12 protein-coding genes and 1 rRNA gene are annotated in these 14610 nt (G+C 73.6%); 6 read left to right on the forward strand and 7 right to left on the reverse strand.

The genetic code is table 11. The features are described from left to right. Positions 1-88 (forward strand): 5S ribosomal RNA (rrf, locus tag ACIRRS_RS35680); the annotation flags it as partial. A gap of 108 nt (positions 89-196) precedes the next feature. On the opposite strand, the gene ACIRRS_RS35685 is transcribed toward rrf, so the two are convergent. Then, positions 197-649: a GNAT family N-acetyltransferase gene (locus ACIRRS_RS35685; RefSeq protein WP_402980285.1), complete on the reverse strand. Its 453-nt coding sequence runs from the start codon at positions 647-649 to the stop codon at positions 197-199. 85 nt (positions 650-734) lie between these two features. Next, positions 735-1511, reverse strand: a complete 777-nt coding sequence (locus tag ACIRRS_RS35690) for a VOC family protein (protein ID WP_402980287.1) — start codon at positions 1509-1511, stop codon at positions 735-737. A gap of 149 nt (positions 1512-1660) precedes the next feature. On the opposite strand from ACIRRS_RS35690, the gene ACIRRS_RS35695 reads away from it, so the two are divergent. From ACIRRS_RS35695 to ACIRRS_RS35705, 3 genes are all read left to right on the forward strand, one after another. After that, complete coding sequence (locus ACIRRS_RS35695) at positions 1661-3895, forward strand: ATP-dependent RecD-like DNA helicase (protein ID WP_402980289.1); 2235 nt, start codon at positions 1661-1663, stop codon at positions 3893-3895. A 227-nt stretch (positions 3896-4122) separates the two neighbouring features. Continuing rightward, positions 4123-5412, forward strand: a complete 1290-nt coding sequence (locus ACIRRS_RS35700) for a citrate synthase (protein ID WP_402980291.1) — start codon at positions 4123-4125, stop codon at positions 5410-5412. A gap of 546 nt (positions 5413-5958) precedes the next feature. Next, complete coding sequence (locus ACIRRS_RS35705) at positions 5959-6678, forward strand: SDR family NAD(P)-dependent oxidoreductase (RefSeq protein ID WP_402980293.1); 720 nt, start codon at positions 5959-5961, stop codon at positions 6676-6678. 43 nt (positions 6679-6721) lie between these two features. Here the strand turns inward: ACIRRS_RS35705 and ACIRRS_RS35710 are convergent, their stop codons facing one another. Continuing rightward, positions 6722-8989, reverse strand: a complete 2268-nt coding sequence (locus ACIRRS_RS35710) for a heavy metal translocating P-type ATPase (RefSeq protein ID WP_402980295.1) — start codon at positions 8987-8989, stop codon at positions 6722-6724. 64 nt (positions 8990-9053) lie between these two features. Then, a complete protein-coding gene (locus ACIRRS_RS35715; RefSeq protein ID WP_402980297.1) occupies positions 9054-9275 on the reverse strand; it encodes a heavy-metal-associated domain-containing protein in 222 nt (73 codons plus the stop codon). 171 nt (positions 9276-9446) lie between these two features. Between ACIRRS_RS35715 and ACIRRS_RS35720 the strand changes: the two genes are divergently transcribed. After that, positions 9447-10616: a PP2C family protein-serine/threonine phosphatase gene (locus tag ACIRRS_RS35720; RefSeq protein ID WP_402980299.1), complete on the forward strand. Its 1170-nt coding sequence runs from the start codon at positions 9447-9449 to the stop codon at positions 10614-10616. Positions 10617-10653: 37 nt separating this feature from the next. Here ACIRRS_RS35720 and dhaL read toward each other — a convergent pair whose 3' ends face one another. Beyond that, on the reverse strand, positions 10654-11280 hold the full coding sequence (dhaL, locus tag ACIRRS_RS35725; RefSeq protein ID WP_402980301.1) for a dihydroxyacetone kinase subunit DhaL: 627 nt from the start codon (positions 11278-11280) through the stop codon (positions 10654-10656). A gap of 11 nt (positions 11281-11291) precedes the next feature. Next, positions 11292-12287 (reverse strand): dihydroxyacetone kinase subunit DhaK, encoded by a 996-nt coding sequence (gene dhaK, locus ACIRRS_RS35730; protein ID WP_402980303.1) that lies wholly within the window; start codon positions 12285-12287, stop codon positions 11292-11294. A gap of 131 nt (positions 12288-12418) precedes the next feature. Between dhaK and dhaM the strand changes: the two genes are divergently transcribed. Then, the gene (gene dhaM, locus ACIRRS_RS35735) at positions 12419-12811 is read left to right on the forward strand and encodes a dihydroxyacetone kinase phosphoryl donor subunit DhaM (RefSeq protein ID WP_402980306.1); all 393 of its coding nucleotides are present in this window, start codon (positions 12419-12421) and stop codon (positions 12809-12811) included. Positions 12812-12833: 22 nt separating this feature from the next. Here the strand turns inward: dhaM and ACIRRS_RS35740 are convergent, their stop codons facing one another. Next, positions 12834-14552, reverse strand: coding sequence for a bifunctional 3'-5' exonuclease/DNA polymerase (locus tag ACIRRS_RS35740; protein WP_402980309.1), 1719 nt, complete (start codon positions 14550-14552; stop codon positions 12834-12836). Positions 14553-14610: the final 58 nt, after the last annotated feature.

The following is a 14610-nucleotide window of genomic DNA, read 5'->3' on the forward strand; positions in this document are numbered from 1 at the left end:
CGGTTACATTCCGAACCCGGAAGCTAAGCCTCATAGCGCCGATGGTACTGCAGGGGGGACCCTGTGGGAGAGTAGGACGCCGCCGAACAATCATTGTGAAGAACCCCCGTCCGGGACCCGGACGGGGGTTCTTTGCGTTTCCGGCGATTTGGCCGGAAATTCGGCCGGCAATTCCGGAACGGGCGGCGGCGGTGCTTCACAGCACGAGTTTGAACCCGTAGTGCGAGCGCTCGAATCCCAGGCGTTCGTAGAAGCGGTGGGCGTCGGTGCGGGTGAGGTCCGAGGTGAGCTGGACCAGGGTGGCGCCGAGGTTGCGGGAGCAGGAGACGGCCCACTGGATCAGTTCGGTGCCCAGGCCGCCGCCGCGTTCGTCGGCGTGGATGCGGACGGCTTCGATGGTGGCCCGGGTGGCGCCCTTGCGGGCGAGGCCGGGGGTGAGGGTGAGTTGGAGGGTGCCGATGACGCGGCCGGCGCGTTCGGCGACGACCAGGTGCTGGTGGGGGTCGGCCTCGATGCGCATGAAGGCGGCGCGGTAGGGGGCGAGGTCGTCGGGGCTCTCGCGGGCGGCGCCCAGGGCGTCGTCGGCGAGCAGGGCCACTATGGCGGACAGGTCGCCGACGGTGGCCTGGCGGATCGTGAGGTCGCTCATGGTCCCGGGAGTCTAGACCTGCCTACACCGGGCGCCCTGGGGGCCCTGGGTGCCCTCCAGGGCCCTGCCGGTCACGAACGGTCCGTCACGCCCCGGGCCTCTCACTCGTGATGACGGCGAAGACCGCGCCGTGGGGGTCCTGGAGCTGGGCGAGGCGGCCCATGCCGGGGACGTCCATGGCGGGGACGCGGACGGTGGCGCCGAGGGCTTCGGCGGTGGCGAGGAGGGAGTCGACGTCGGTGACCTCGAGGTAGGGGAGCCAGTGCGAGCGGGTTCCGCGCGCGGTCTGCTCGGGGCCGAGCTGGACGAGATCGCCGTGGGCGTCGTCGCTGCCGCCGCCGGCCGGGGTGAGGACGGTGAGGGTGAGGCCGGCGAGCGGGATGTCGTACTCCTGCCAGTCGAGGACCGTCCGGTAGAAGGCCTTGGCGCGTTGGGCGTCGACGCTGTAGCACTCCGTCCAGCAGAGGCTGCCGGGCTCGTCGACGACGTCCAGGCCGCGGACGTCGTGGGGTTGCCAGAGGGCGAACCCGGCGCCGGTCGGGTCGGTGCAGGTGGCCGTGCGGCCCGCGCCGAGGACGTCGTACGGGCCGGTGCGGACGCGGCCGCCGGCGCGGCGGACGAGGTCGGCGGTGCGGTCGGCGTCGGCGGTGGCGAAGGAGAGCGTCCATCCGGGCGGGGCGTCGGGCTCGGGGAGGGGGCCGAGGGCGGCGACCGTGCGGTCGCCGAGCCGGAAGAGGCCGTAGCCGTCCGCCGGGTGGGTCCAGCCGAAGAGGGTGCCGTAGAACCCGGCGGAGGCCGGGACGTCGGGGCTGGCCAGGTCGAGCCAGACGGGGGCGCCGGGGCGGTAGGAGGTGGAGAGCATGACGGGGGATCGCTCCTCTGGCGGTTGCGGCCCCCGGTCCAGCCTGGCAGGCCGGGGAGGGCCCCGCACGCGGGGTTCCCGGGGTGTCGGAGGCGGGCGGTACGGTGCGTACCGGATAGGTCCACCCGTACCGGTCGAAGGGGGCTCCGGTGACCAGGCAGGCGCAGTCGGAGCAGCAGGTGCCACGCCAGCTGGCGCAGGTCGAGGGCGTGCTGGAGCGGATCACGTACGCCAACGAGGAGACGGGCTACACCGTCGCCCGGGTGGACACCGGCCGGGGCGCGAACGACCTGCTGACGGTGGTGGGCGCGCTGCTGGGGGCGCAGGTCGGGGAGTCGCTGCGGCTGCACGGGCGGTGGGGCTCGCACCCGCAGTACGGGCGGCAGTTCACGGTGGAGAACTACACGACGGTGCTGCCGGCGACGATCCAGGGCATCCAGCGGTACCTGGGCTCGGGGCTGATCAAGGGGATCGGGCCGCGGTTCGCCGAGCGGATCGTGGAGCGCTTCGGGGTGGACACCCTGGAGGTGATCGAGAACGAGCCGGGCCGGCTGATCGAGGTGCCGGGGCTGGGGCCGAAGCGGACGAAGAAGATCGCGGCGGCCTGGGAGGAGCAGAAGGCCATCAAGGAGGTCATGGTCTTCCTCCAGGGCGTCGGGGTGTCGACCTCGCTGGCCGTGCGGATCTACAAGCAGTACGGGGACGCCTCGATCGGGGTGGTGCGCAACGAGCCGTACAAGCTGGCCTCGGACGTGTGGGGCATCGGGTTCCTGACGGCGGACCGGATCGCGCAGGCGGTGGGTATCCCGCACGACAGCCCGGAGCGGGTGAAGGCGGGTCTGCAGTACGCGCTGTCGCAGAGCAGCGACCAGGGGCACTGCTACCTGCCGGAGGAGAGGCTGATCGCGGACGGGGTGAAGCTGCTGCAGGTGGACGTGGGGCTGGTGATCGACTGCCTGGCGGAGCTGGTCGCGGCCGAGGGGGTGGTGCGCGAGTCGGTGCCGGGGGAGGGCGGCCTGCCGATCACGGCGGTGTACCTGGTGCCGTTCCACCGGGCGGAGATCTCGCTCGCCAACCAGCTGATGCGGCTGCTGCGTTCGGACGCCGACCGGATGCCGTGGTTCGCGGGCGTGGACTGGCCGGTGGCGCTGGAGTGGCTGGCGAAGCGGACGGGGGCCCAACTGGCGCCCGAGCAGGAGCAGTCGGTGCGGCTGGCGTTGACGGAGAAGGTCGCGGTGCTGACGGGGGGTCCGGGCTGCGGCAAGTCGTTCACGGTGCGCTCGATCGTGACGCTGGCGCTGGCGAAGAAGGCCAAGGTGGTGCTGGCGGCGCCGACCGGGCGGGCGGCGAAGCGGCTGGCGGAGCTGACGGGGTCGGAGGCCTCCACGGTGCACCGGCTGCTGGAGCTGAAGCCGGGCGGGGACGCGGCCTTCGACCGGGACCGGCCGCTGGACGCGGACCTGGTGGTGGTGGACGAGGCGTCGATGCTGGACCTCATCCTGGCGAACAAGCTGGTCAAGGCCGTTCCGCCGGGCGCGCACCTGCTGTTCGTGGGGGACGTGGACCAACTGCCGTCCGTGGGCGCCGGGGAGGTGCTGCGGGACATGCTGGCCGAGGGCGGGCCGATCCCCTCGGTGCGGCTGACGAGGATCTTCCGGCAGGCCCAGGAGTCGGGGGTGGTGACCAACGCGCACCGGATCAACGAGGGGCTGGTGCCGCGGACGGACGGCCTTCCGGACTTCTTCCTGTTCGCCGAGGAGGACACGGAGACGGCGGCCGGGCTGACGGTGGACGTGGTGGCGCGCCGGATTCCGCAGCGGTTCGGCTACGACGCGCGCCGGGACGTCCAGGTGCTGGCGCCGATGCACCGGGGCCCGGCGGGTGCGGGGAACCTCAACACCCTGCTCCAGGCGGCGGTGACCCCGGCCAGGGAGGGGCTGGCCGAACGCCGCTTCGGCGGCCGTACGTTCAGGGTGGGGGACAAGGTCACGCAGGTGCGCAACAACTACGACAAGGGGCGCAACGGCGTCTTCAACGGCACAGTGGGAGTGGTGACCGCCCTCAGCGTCGACGACCAGCGGCTGACGGTGCTGACCGACGAGGACGAGGAGGTGGGGTACGACTTCGACGAACTGGACGAGCTGGCCCACGCGTACGCGGTGACGATCCACCGCTCGCAGGGCAGCGAGTACCCGGTGGTGGTGATTCCGGTCACCATGTCCGCCTGGACGATGCTCCAGCGGAATCTGCTGTACACGGCCGTGACCAGGGCCAGGAAACTGGTGGTGCTGGTCGGGTCACGGAAGGCGATCGCGCAGGCCGTACGGGCTGTCAGTGCAGGTCGGCGGCATGCGGCGCTCGATCATAGGCTGGCGACTGGATGATTATCCAACCGGATGGTTGCCTCTAATGTTCTCTTGACGTGAAGAGATTTACGGCAGAGCCTAGGGTGGGTGCCGATCTTGTCCGGTTCGTACCGGCTGCGGCGGCAGGTTTTGTAGGGGCGGGCCCTTTCGGGCCACCCCGGGTGCGCGGTCGTCCTCCGGATGGGGGATCGTGGAGGATGGTCAGGGCACCTTGGAAGAGGATTCATTTCGTCGGTGAGGAAGACGTGAGCGACAACTCGGTAGTACTGCGGTACCAGGACGGCGAGTACGAGTACCCCGTCGTCGAGAGCACTGCGGGCAACGCCGGCTTCGACATCTCGAAGCTGCTCCCGCAGACCGGCCTGGTCACCCTGGACAACGGCTTCGGCAACACCGCCGCCTACAAGTCCGCGATCACCTTCGTGGACGGCGACAACGGCATCCTGAGGTACCGCGGCTACCCGATCGAGCAGCTCGCCTCGCAGGGCGGCTTCATCGAGACCGCCTACCTGCTGATCAACGGCGAGCTGCCGAACGAGACGCAGCTCGAGCAGTTCAGCCGCGAGATCACCCAGCACACCCTGCTGCACGAGGACGTCAAGCGCTTCTTCCAGGGCTTCCCGCGGGACGCCCACCCGATGGCCATGCTGTCCTCGGTGGTCGGCGCCCTGTCGACGTTCTACCCGGAGAGCCACAACCCCTTCGACGCGGCCCAGCGCCACCTGTCGACGGTGCGCCTGCTGGCCAAGCTCCCGACGATCGCCGCGTACGCGTACAAGAAGTCGGTGGGCCAGCCCTTCGTCTACCCGCGCAACGACCTGAGCTACGTCGAGAACCTCCTGCGGATGACGTTCGCCGTCCCCGCCGAGGACTACGAGCTCAACCCGGTCATCGTCAACGCGCTGGACAAGCTGCTCATCCTGCACGCGGACCACGAGCAGAACTGCTCGACCTCCACCGTGCGCCTGGTGGGCTCCAGCCACGCCAACCTGTTCGCCTCCATCTCGGCCGGCATCTCGGCCCTGTGGGGCCCGCTGCACGGCGGCGCCAACCAGGCCGTGCTGGAGATGCTGGAGAGCATCAAGAACGACGGCGGCGACGTCGACGCGTTCATCACGAAGGTGAAGAACAAGGAAGCCGGCGTCAAGCTCATGGGCTTCGGTCACCGCGTCTACAAGGCCTTCGACCCGCGCGCCGCGCAGGTCAAGCTGCTCGCGCACGAGGTCCTCGGCCAGCTCGGCAAGAACGACGAGCTGCTGGACATCGCGCTCAAGCTGGAGGAGCACGCCCTCAAGGACGACTTCTTCATCTCGCGCAAGCTGTACCCGAACGTGGACTTCTACACGGGCCTGATCTACCGCGCGATGGGCTTCCCGACCAGCATGTTCACCGTGCTGTTCGCCCTCGGCCGCCTGCCGGGCTGGATCGCCCACTGGCACGAGATGATCAACGACCCGACCAGCCGCATCGGCCGCCCGCGCCAGATCTACACCGGCGTGGCCATCCGCGACTACGTGGAGCTCGAGCAGCGCTGACGTTCGACGCACGAGGAAAGGGCCCGGCCGCGAACCGCGCGGCCGGGCCCTTCCGCGTCCCCGTGCCGGTGGGCGTCGACGGGCCCTGGGGCCCGCGGGGGGACGCGACGATCGGCGCACGACTCCGGGGCCGGCTGGGCCGGGAACGGCCGCTCAAAGCGTTCCCAGCCCGCCGGCAGCCCGGTGCCGTGCGCGAAGGCCGTCGAGATCGACGACCGTCCCGGGGCCCGCCGGAGCCCCGTCGGCGGCAGCCGCTGGACGTGTCGGGACGCCTTGCCGTTCGTCGTCCCGGTCCATCGGAAAAAACTGCCGCACTACCAACCTAAGACGTATCAGGGTGCGAGAAGTTACGCCCGGGGGGTGTGAGCTGCCTCTCGCCACGCTCCGTGCACGCGTCGTACCGCGCCCATATCACACCTTCCCTCGCGCGCGACGTCACCCTCCCCGCAGTCACGGCAACCGAGCGTGATAGGAATCGTGGCATTCCGGTACGGACCGTCGCGCACCCTCGTAGCGCGGCGGCGGAACCAGGGAGGGAGTGCGCGGATGGCCAGGAACGTCGTCGTCACCGGCGGTGGCACGGGGATCGGGTACGAAGTCGCCCGACGGTTCGTCGAGGAAGGCGAACGGGTCGTGATCGTGGGCCGCCGCCGCGCGGTCCTGGAGAAGGCCGCGGCCGACCTCGGGCCGAGCGTCACCCCGCTGGTGTGCGACCTCGCCGATCCGGACGCCGTGGAGGCCGCGCTCGCCGAACTGCCCGAGCGGGTCGACGTGTTGGTGAACAACGCGGGCAGCCGGGAGACCGTCGTCGGAGTCGGGCCGCACGCGCTGCTGGCCCGCTGGCGCGGCGACTTCGAGCGCAATGTGCTGACCGTGGTGCTGCTGACCGAGTCGATCCGCGACCGGCTCGCCCCCGGCTCCGGCCGGGTCGTCACCGTCAGCTCGATCGCCGCCCTGCGCGGGGCCGGCTCGTACGGGGCGTCGAAGGCCTCCCTGCACGCCTGGAACCACTTCCTGGCGGCCCAGTTGGGCACCTCGGGGATCACGGCGAACATCGTCGCCCCTGGGACGGTCAGCGGCACCGAGTTCTTCGGGCCCCGGCTGGACGAGCCCGAGGTGGCCCGGCGGGCGGCGCGCACGCTGCTGGGGCGGATCGGGGACGCGGGGGAGGTCGCGGCGGCGGTGCACTTCCTGGCCTCGGCCGAGGCCGGGTTCATCACCGGGGAGATCCTGCACTGCAACGGCGGGGAGCTGCTGGGGCGTTGACGTTCGGAAGGGCTCCTGGGGAACCAGGGGCCCTTCCGTGCGTTCAGGGCCGGAAGCGGCGCAGCCGGAGGCTGTTGGTGACGACGAAGACCGAGGAGAAGGCCATCGCGGCGCCGGCGATCATCGGGTTGAGCAGGCCGGCGGCGGCCAGCGGGATCGCGGCCACGTTGTAGCCGAAGGCCCAGACCAGGTTGCCCTTGATGACGGCCAGGGTGCGGCGGGAGAGGCGGATGGCGTCCGCCGCCGTGCGCAGGTCGCCGCGGACGAGGGTGAGGTCCCCGGCCTCGATGGCCGCGTCCGTCCCGGTGCCCATGGCCAGGCCCAGGTCGGCCTGGGCGAGGGCGGCCGCGTCGTTGACGCCGTCGCCGACCATGGCGACGACCTTGCCCTCGGCCTGGAGGCGCTTGACGGTGTCGACCTTGTCCTGGGGCATGACCTCGGCGATCACGTGCTCCGGGTCGATGCCGACCTCGGCCGCGACGGCCTCGGCCACCGCCCGGTGGTCGCCGGTGAGCAGCACCGGGGTGAGGCCGAGGGAGCGGAGCTCGGCGACGGCCTCGGCGCTGGTGGGCTTCACCGCGTCGGCGACCTCCAGGACGGCCCGGGCCTCGCCGTCCCAGCCGACCGCGACGGCGGTGCGGCCGGCGGCCTCGGCGGCGGCCCTGGCCCCCGTCAGGGCGTCGGGCCAGGCGGTCAGCAGGGCCGGGCGCCCGGCGACCACCCGGCGGCCCTCCACGGTGCCCTGGACGCCCAGGCCGGGCAGGGCGCGGAAGTCCCGTACGGGCGGCAGCTCGCCGGTGCGCTCCCGGGCGGCGGTGGCGACGGCGGTGGCGATCGGGTGCTCGGAGGCGTGCTCGACGGCGCCGGCCAGGCGCAGGGCCTCGGTCTCGGTGACGCCCTCGGCGGTGTGGACGGCGAGCAGGGTCATCTGCCCGGTGGTGACGGTGCCGGTCTTGTCGAGGACGATGGTGTCGACCTTGCGGGTGGACTCCAGGACCTCGGGGCCCTTGATGAGGATGCCGAGCTGGGCGCCGCGACCGGTGCCGACCATCAGGGCCGTCGGGGTGGCCAGGCCGAGGGCGCAGGGGCAGGCGATGATCAGTACGGCGACGGCGGCGGTGAACGCCTCGGTGGAACTGTCGGTGGCCAGCAGCCAGACGACCAGGACGGCCAGGGCGATCAGGACGACGGCGGGGACGAAGACGGCGGAGATCTTGTCGGCGAGGCGCTGGGCGGCGGCCTTGCCGTTCTGGGCGTCCTCGACGAGCTTCGCCATCCGGGCCAGCTGGGTGTCGGCGCCGACGCGGGTGGCCTCGACGACCAGGCGGCCGCCGGCGTTGACGGTGGCGCCGGTGACGGTGTCGCCCACGCCGACCTCGACGGGGACGGACTCGCCGGTCAGCATCGAGGCGTCGATCGCGGAGCCGCCCTCGACCACCGTGCCGTCGGTGGCGATCTTCTCGCCGGGGCGGACGAGGAACCTCGCCCCGACGGCCAGCTCGCGGACGGGCAGGCGGACCTCGCGGCCGGCGCGCAGCACCGTCACGTCCTTGGCGCCGAGGTCGAGCAGGGCGTGCAGGGCGGCCCCGGCGCGGCGCTTGGCGCGGGCCTCCAGGTACCGGCCGAGCAGGATCAGCACGGTGACGCCGGCGGCCGTCTCCAGGTAGAGCGAGCCGGCCGGGTCGGTGGCGCCGACGGAGAGGGAGAAGGAGTGGTGGGTGCCGGGCAGGCCGGCGTGGCCGAGGAACAGGGCCCAGCAGGACCAGCCGAAGGCGGCCAGGGTGCCGAGGGAGACCAGGGTGTCCATGGTCGCGGCGCCGTGCCGGGCGTTGGTCCAGGCGGCGCGGTGGAAGGGCCACCCGCCGTGGACGAGGATCGGGCCGGTGAGGGCGAAGGCCAGCCACTGCCAGTGGGTGAACTGGAGGGCCGGGACCATGGAGAGCAGGACCACGGGGAGGCCGAGGGCGGCGCTGATCAGCAGCCGGTCGCGCAGGGGGTCGCTGTCGCGGGCGGCTGCCGGATGCGCGGGCTCGGCGGGTTCGGCGGGTTCGGCGGGCTCGGAGGGCTCAGGGGGCGGGGGGAGCTCGGCGGTGTAGCCGGTGCGCTCCACGGTGGCGATCAGGTCCTCCACCGCCACCCCGGGGCCGTACGCCACGTGGGCCTTCTCGGTGGCGTAGTTGACGGTCGCCTCGACGCCGTCCATCCGGTTGAGCTTCTTCTCGATCCGGGCGGCGCAGGACGCGCAGGTCATGCCGCCGATCGACAGCTCGACCTGGCCGGTGGCCTCGACGCCCGGGGCTGAGGTGGTCATGCGGGGTGCTCCTTGGGGGAGGAGTACGGCGGGCCCGCCGGGCGGGCCGCACCGCGCCGGGGGCTCAGGCGCTGCGGCCGACCAGCTCGTAGCCGGCTTCGTCGATGGCGGCGGCGAGGCGCTCGTCCTCGATCGGGGCGAGGGAGGAGACCGTCACGGTGCCGGCGGAGGAGTCGGAGGAGACGGCGGTGACGCCGTCGAGGGCGGAGACCTCGGCGTTGATCGCCTTCTCGCAGTGGCCGCAGCTCATGCCGGACACGGTGTAGGTGATGGTGCTGGACGACATCGGGGCCTCCTGGGGTGGCTCGGGGTTCTCTCCGTGCGGGTCTCTCCGAGGAAACACCATACCCCTCCCGGGTATTCCTGGCGGGGGTGGGGTGGTGCTCGGCGGCGCGACCGCCGATGGGATGGGGCGGGTGGATGGGTGGGTGCCGTGATCGTCCCGTATGTTCGATATGTGTTCTTGATCCGCCGCGCCCAGTCTCCCTCCGTCCCCACCGATGTGGGGCTGGCGCCGAACCGGCGGCGCGACGCGCTGCTGGTCGCCGACCTCCAGGACGTGCCGTTCTGGCGGCGGGCCTCGCCGGCCCTGCTGGCCGTCCTGATCGTCGGGCTCGCCGACTTCCTCTCCGGCAAGGACCGCTACCTCGCGCCGCTGATGACCGTCGTGCCGGTCGTCGCCGCGCTCACCCTGCGGCCCGGCGAACTGCTCGCGGTGTGCGCGCTGGGGCTCGGCGCCGTGTACGGGCTCAGCCACCACGACCAGGTCGACAACATCAACGACGCGCGCTTCCTCTACGGCGCGATGGTCAGCTACGTGGTGCTCACCCTGTTCTCGGCGTGGGTCGCCAGGATTCGCATGCGGCGGGCCGCCGCCTTCGCGGCCGTCCGGTCCGTCGCGGAGGCCGCGCAGCGGGCGCTGCTGCGGCTGCCCGGGCCCGTGGTGGGGCCGCTGCGGCTGGCCGTGCGGTACGTGTCGGCGGCGGACGCCTCGCAGATCGGCGGGGACCTGTACTCCGTGCTGGAGACGCCGCACGGGACGCGGGTCGCCGTCGGGGACGTCCGGGGCAAGGGGCTCGGGGCGGTGCAGACGGCGGCGATCGTGCTCGGGGCGTTCCGCGAGGCCGCGTACGACGAGCCCGGGCTGCGGGGGGTCGCGGCGCGGGTCGAGGCGAGCGTCGAACGGCACGTGCCGGACGGGGAGTTCACCACGGCGCTGTTCGCGGAGTTCCGGGCGCCGGGGGAGATGGAGCTGCTGCAGTACGGGCACGTGCCGCCGATCCGGGTCGACGGGGACGGGCGGACGCACGTGCTGGACGCGCCGGACCCGTGGGTGCCGCTGGGCCTCGGGCGGCTGGCGGCGGGGGAGCCGAGCAGCTGGGGGCAGGAGTTCGGGGCGGAGGACGTGCTGGTGATGTGCACGGACGGGGTGATCGAGGCGCGGCACCGCGAGAGCGGGGAGTTCTACCCGCTGGCGGAGCGGGTGGGGCCCCTGGTGCGGGGCGCGGCGCGCTCGGTGGGGGAGCTGGAGGCGGCGGTGGGGCGGGTGTACGCGGACCTGCTGGCGCACACGGGCGGGGAGTTGGGGGACGACGCGCTGCTGCTGTTGATCACGCGGACTGATTGACGGGCGCGGGGCCCGGGCGCGGGCCCCGCGCGAGGGGTCAGGGCGCGGTGACGGTGGCGAGGGTGCGGAAGAGGAGGGCGGTGGAGGTGGCGCCCGGGTCCTGGTGGCCGATGCTGCGTTCGCCGAGGTAGGAGGCGCGGCCCTTGCGGGCCTGGAGGGGGACGGTGTCGCGGGCGCCCTGTTCGGCGGCCCCGGCGGCGGCCGCGGCGGCCTCGGGGAGGGTGGCGCCGGAGGCGGCCGCGGCGCGGAAGGCGGCGACGGCCGGGGTCCAGGCGTCGACGATGGTCTTGTCCCCGGGCTCGGCCTTGCCGAGGGCGCGGACGGCGTCCAGGCCGGCGGACAGGGCCTCGGCGAGGGCCGCCGGGCCGGCCGGGCCGGGCAGGGCGGCGCCGATGGCGCGGAAGGCCTTGCCGTACAGGGGGCCGGAGGCGCCGCCGACCTTGGAGATCAGGGTGGTGCCGGTCTTGGTGAGGACGGCGCCGGGGCCGTCCGCCTCCAGGCCGTCGAGGGCGGTGACGGCGGCGGCGAATCCGCGCTGGAGGTTGCTGCCGTGGTCGCCGTCGCCGATCGCGGAGTCCAGCTCGGTGAGCCGGCCCTGCTCCTTCTCGACGGCCGCGGCGAGGGCGCGGACCCAGGTGTCGGCGAGTTCGGTGTCGAAGTCCATGCCGGGCCTCCTCAGGCGCGCTTGAGGGCGGGGGTGTCGACGGGGGCGTCCCAGAGTTCCAGCAGCTGGGTGTCGGCCTTGGTGAGGGTGAGGGAGAAACCCGCCATGTCGAGGCTGGTGACGTAGTTGCCGACCAGGCTGCGGGCGACGGTGATGCCGCGCTCGGCGAGGCGGGCGGCGACCTCGCCGTAGACCACGTACAGCTCCAGCAGCGGGGTGGCGCCCAGGCCGTTGAGCAGGGCGATCACCACGTCGCCCGGGGTGAGGTGGTGGTCGGTGAGGATGGTGTCGACCACCTCGGCGGCCAGCTCGCGGGCCGGGCGGAGCTTCTCGCGGCGGCGGCCGGGCTCGCCGTGGATGCCGACGCCGACCTCGATCTCGTCCTCGGGCAGGTCGAAGCCGGGCTTGCCCGCGGCCGGGACGGTGGCCGCGGTGAGGGCGATCGCGAAGGAGCGGGAGGCGGCGTTGACGCGCTCGCCGAGGGCGGCGACCTCGTCCAGCGGGGCGCCGCGTTCGGCGAGGGCCCCGGCCGTCTTCTCGACCAGGACGGTCGCGCCGGTGCCCCGGCGGCCGGCCGTCCAGGTGGAGTCCTCCACCGCGACGTCGTCGTTGACCAGGACGGTGCGGACCTCCAGGCCCTCCTCGGCGGCGAGTTCGGCGGCGAGCTCGAAGTTCATCACGTCGCCGGTGTAGTTCTTCACGACGAAGACGACGCCGGCGCCGCTCTCCACGGCCTTGGCGGCGGCGAGCATCTGGTCCGGGACGGGGGAGGTGAAGACCTCGCCGGGGCAGGCGGCGTCGAGCATGCCGGGGCCGACGAAGCCGCCGTGCAGCGGCTCGTGGCCGGAGCCGCCGCCGGAGATCAGCGCGACCTTGGGGCCGGCCGGGCGGGCGGCGCGGGTGATCACCCGGTTGGGGATGTCCACCGTCAGTTCGGGGTGGGCGGCGGCCACTCCGGCCAGGGCGTCCTCCAGGACGCTCTCCGGGGTGTTGATCAGCTTCTTCACGAGCTTCGCTCCCTCGGCAGACGGCTGCTGGCCCCGACGCTACGCCAGACGGGGGCCCCGGACACCGGGTACGACACGCGGGATCGTCGTCACTCTCCCGGAGCAGCGTGTTCGGCCGTAGGGTCGCCGGCATGAGCGAACACGTGGGAATCGTCCTGGTCTCGCACAGCGCCACCCTCGCCGCCGGGTTGCGCGAACTGCTCGGAGAACTCGCCTCGGACGGCGTGCGGGTGGTGGCGGCCGCCGGGACGGAGGACGGCGGGCTCGGCACCAGCTACGAGCTGATCGCGGGGGCGATCGCCGAGGCGGACACGGGGGCGGGGGTGGTGGTGCTGCCGGACCTGGGCAGCTCCGTGCTCACCGCCGTGACGGTGCTGGAGGACGAGCCGCGCCTGGGCGTGCGGCTGGTGGACGCGCCCTTCGTGGAGGGCGCGGTGGCGGCGGCCGTCACCGCCTCGACCGGGGCGGCGCTGGCCGAGGTCGTCGCGGCGGCGGAGGAGGCGCGCTCCTTCCGGAAGCTGTAGCGGTCACTCCGCGTCGGCGGTCCTACTTCGCGTCGGCGTAGCTCTCCACCACGGCGGTGGTGAGCGGGAAGCGGACCGGGGTGTCGCCGAAGACCAGGCGGCGGGCCTCCTCGGCGGCCTCGGTGACGGCGGCGACCACCGTGTCGGCCAGGTTGGCCGGGGTGTGGACCACGACCTCGTCGTGCTGGAAGAAGACCAGGTGCGGACGGTCGGCCGGATCGGCGGGCAGCTCGTTCAGGCGGCGGCGCAGGGCGGCGAGCAGGGCGAGGGCCCAGTCGGCGGCGCTGGCCTGGATGACGAAGTTGCGGGTGAAGCGGCCCCGGGCACGGGCGGTGCGTCCGCCCGGGCCGCCCGGCTCGCCGGCCGTCTCGGCCTCGGTGAGGTCGAGGAAGTCGGCGGAGGCGGGCGGGCAGACCCGGCCGAGCCGGGAGGTGACGATCCCGCCGTCCTCGCCGGTGCGGGCGGCGGCCTCGACGTAGCCCATCGCGGCCGGGTAGCGGCGGTGCAGGGTGGTCAGCAGGGCGCCGATGTCCCCGCTGGTCTGGCCGTACATGGCGCCGAGCAGGCCGAGCTTGGCCTTGTCGCGGTCGCCCTGGAAGGCGCTGGCGGCCAGGGCCTCGTAGAGGTCCCCGCCGGCGGCGGTGCGGGCGAGGCCGGCGTCCTGGGAGAGCGCGGCGAGGACGCGGGGCTCCAGCTGGGCGGCGTCGGCGACGACCAGCAGCCAGCCCGGGTCGGCGACCACGGCGCGGCGCAGGATGCGGGGGATCTGCAGGGCGCCGCCGCCGCGCGTCGCCCAGCGGCCGGAGACCACGCCGCCGACGACGTACTCGGGCCGGAAGCGGCCGCCGCGCGCCCAGGCGTCCTGCCAGGCCCAGCCGTGGGCGACGTGGATGCGGGACAGCTCCTTGTAGCGGATCAGCAGCTTGGCCGCCGGGTGGTCGATCTCCTTGAGCTCCCAGGCGCGGGTGGAGCCGAGCTGGAGGCCGGCCTCGGCGAAGGCGCGCAGCACCTGGGTGTGCGAGTCGGGGTTGAACGGCTTGGTGCCGAGGGCGAGTTGGAGCTCGACGGCGAGGTCGGCGAGGAGTTTCGGCTGGGTGCCGGGGACGGTGGGGCGGGGGCCGAGCAACTCGGTGAGCAGGGCGTCGTGGACGTCGGTGCGCCAGGGCAGGCCGTCGTGGGCCATCTCGGCGGCGGCCAGGGCGCCGGCGGACTCGGCGGCGACGAGCAGCCGGAAGCGGTGCCGGGCGGCCTCGTCGTCGATCGCGGCGAGGCGGCGCTGCTGCTCGGCGTGGACGGCGACGACGGCCGTCAGCGGGTCGGCCCCGGGCGGCAGTTGGAGCCGGTCGGGGGCGAAGAGGGTGTCCTGCCCGCCGTCGGCCTCGGCGAGGCCGGGCTCGGGCAGGTCGGGCGGGACGGGCAGGGCGCGCAGCCGGGCCCAGGCGGCGCCCAGGGAGCGGGGCGCGCCGATGCGGCCCTCGTGCGCCAGCAGCAGCGCCTCGACCAGGCGCAGGTCGTGGCAGCGGGAGAGGCGCCCGGGCAGGCGGGGCAGCAGCGGGGCGTACGCGGAGTCGGCGGCGGCCCAGACCCAGCGGGGGTGGTCGGCGGCCTCCCGCGCGGCGACGGCGGCGGCGAGGTCGCGCGCCTGCTCGGGCGGGCCCAGGGGCTCGCCCGTGTCGTCCAGCGGCTGGAGGCGGCCGCCGGGGCCGTGCGGGTCGGGCGCGAGGGCGTATCGGGGGGCCACGGCGGGCGTCTCCTTCCTGGTGGGCGGCGGGGGTGCCGGTGTCGACGGTAGCGGGTGG

Source organism: Kitasatospora sp. NPDC101183, from assembly GCF_044767945.1.
In the GTDB taxonomy this organism is placed as follows: domain Bacteria; phylum Actinomycetota; class Actinomycetes; order Streptomycetales; family Streptomycetaceae; genus Kitasatospora.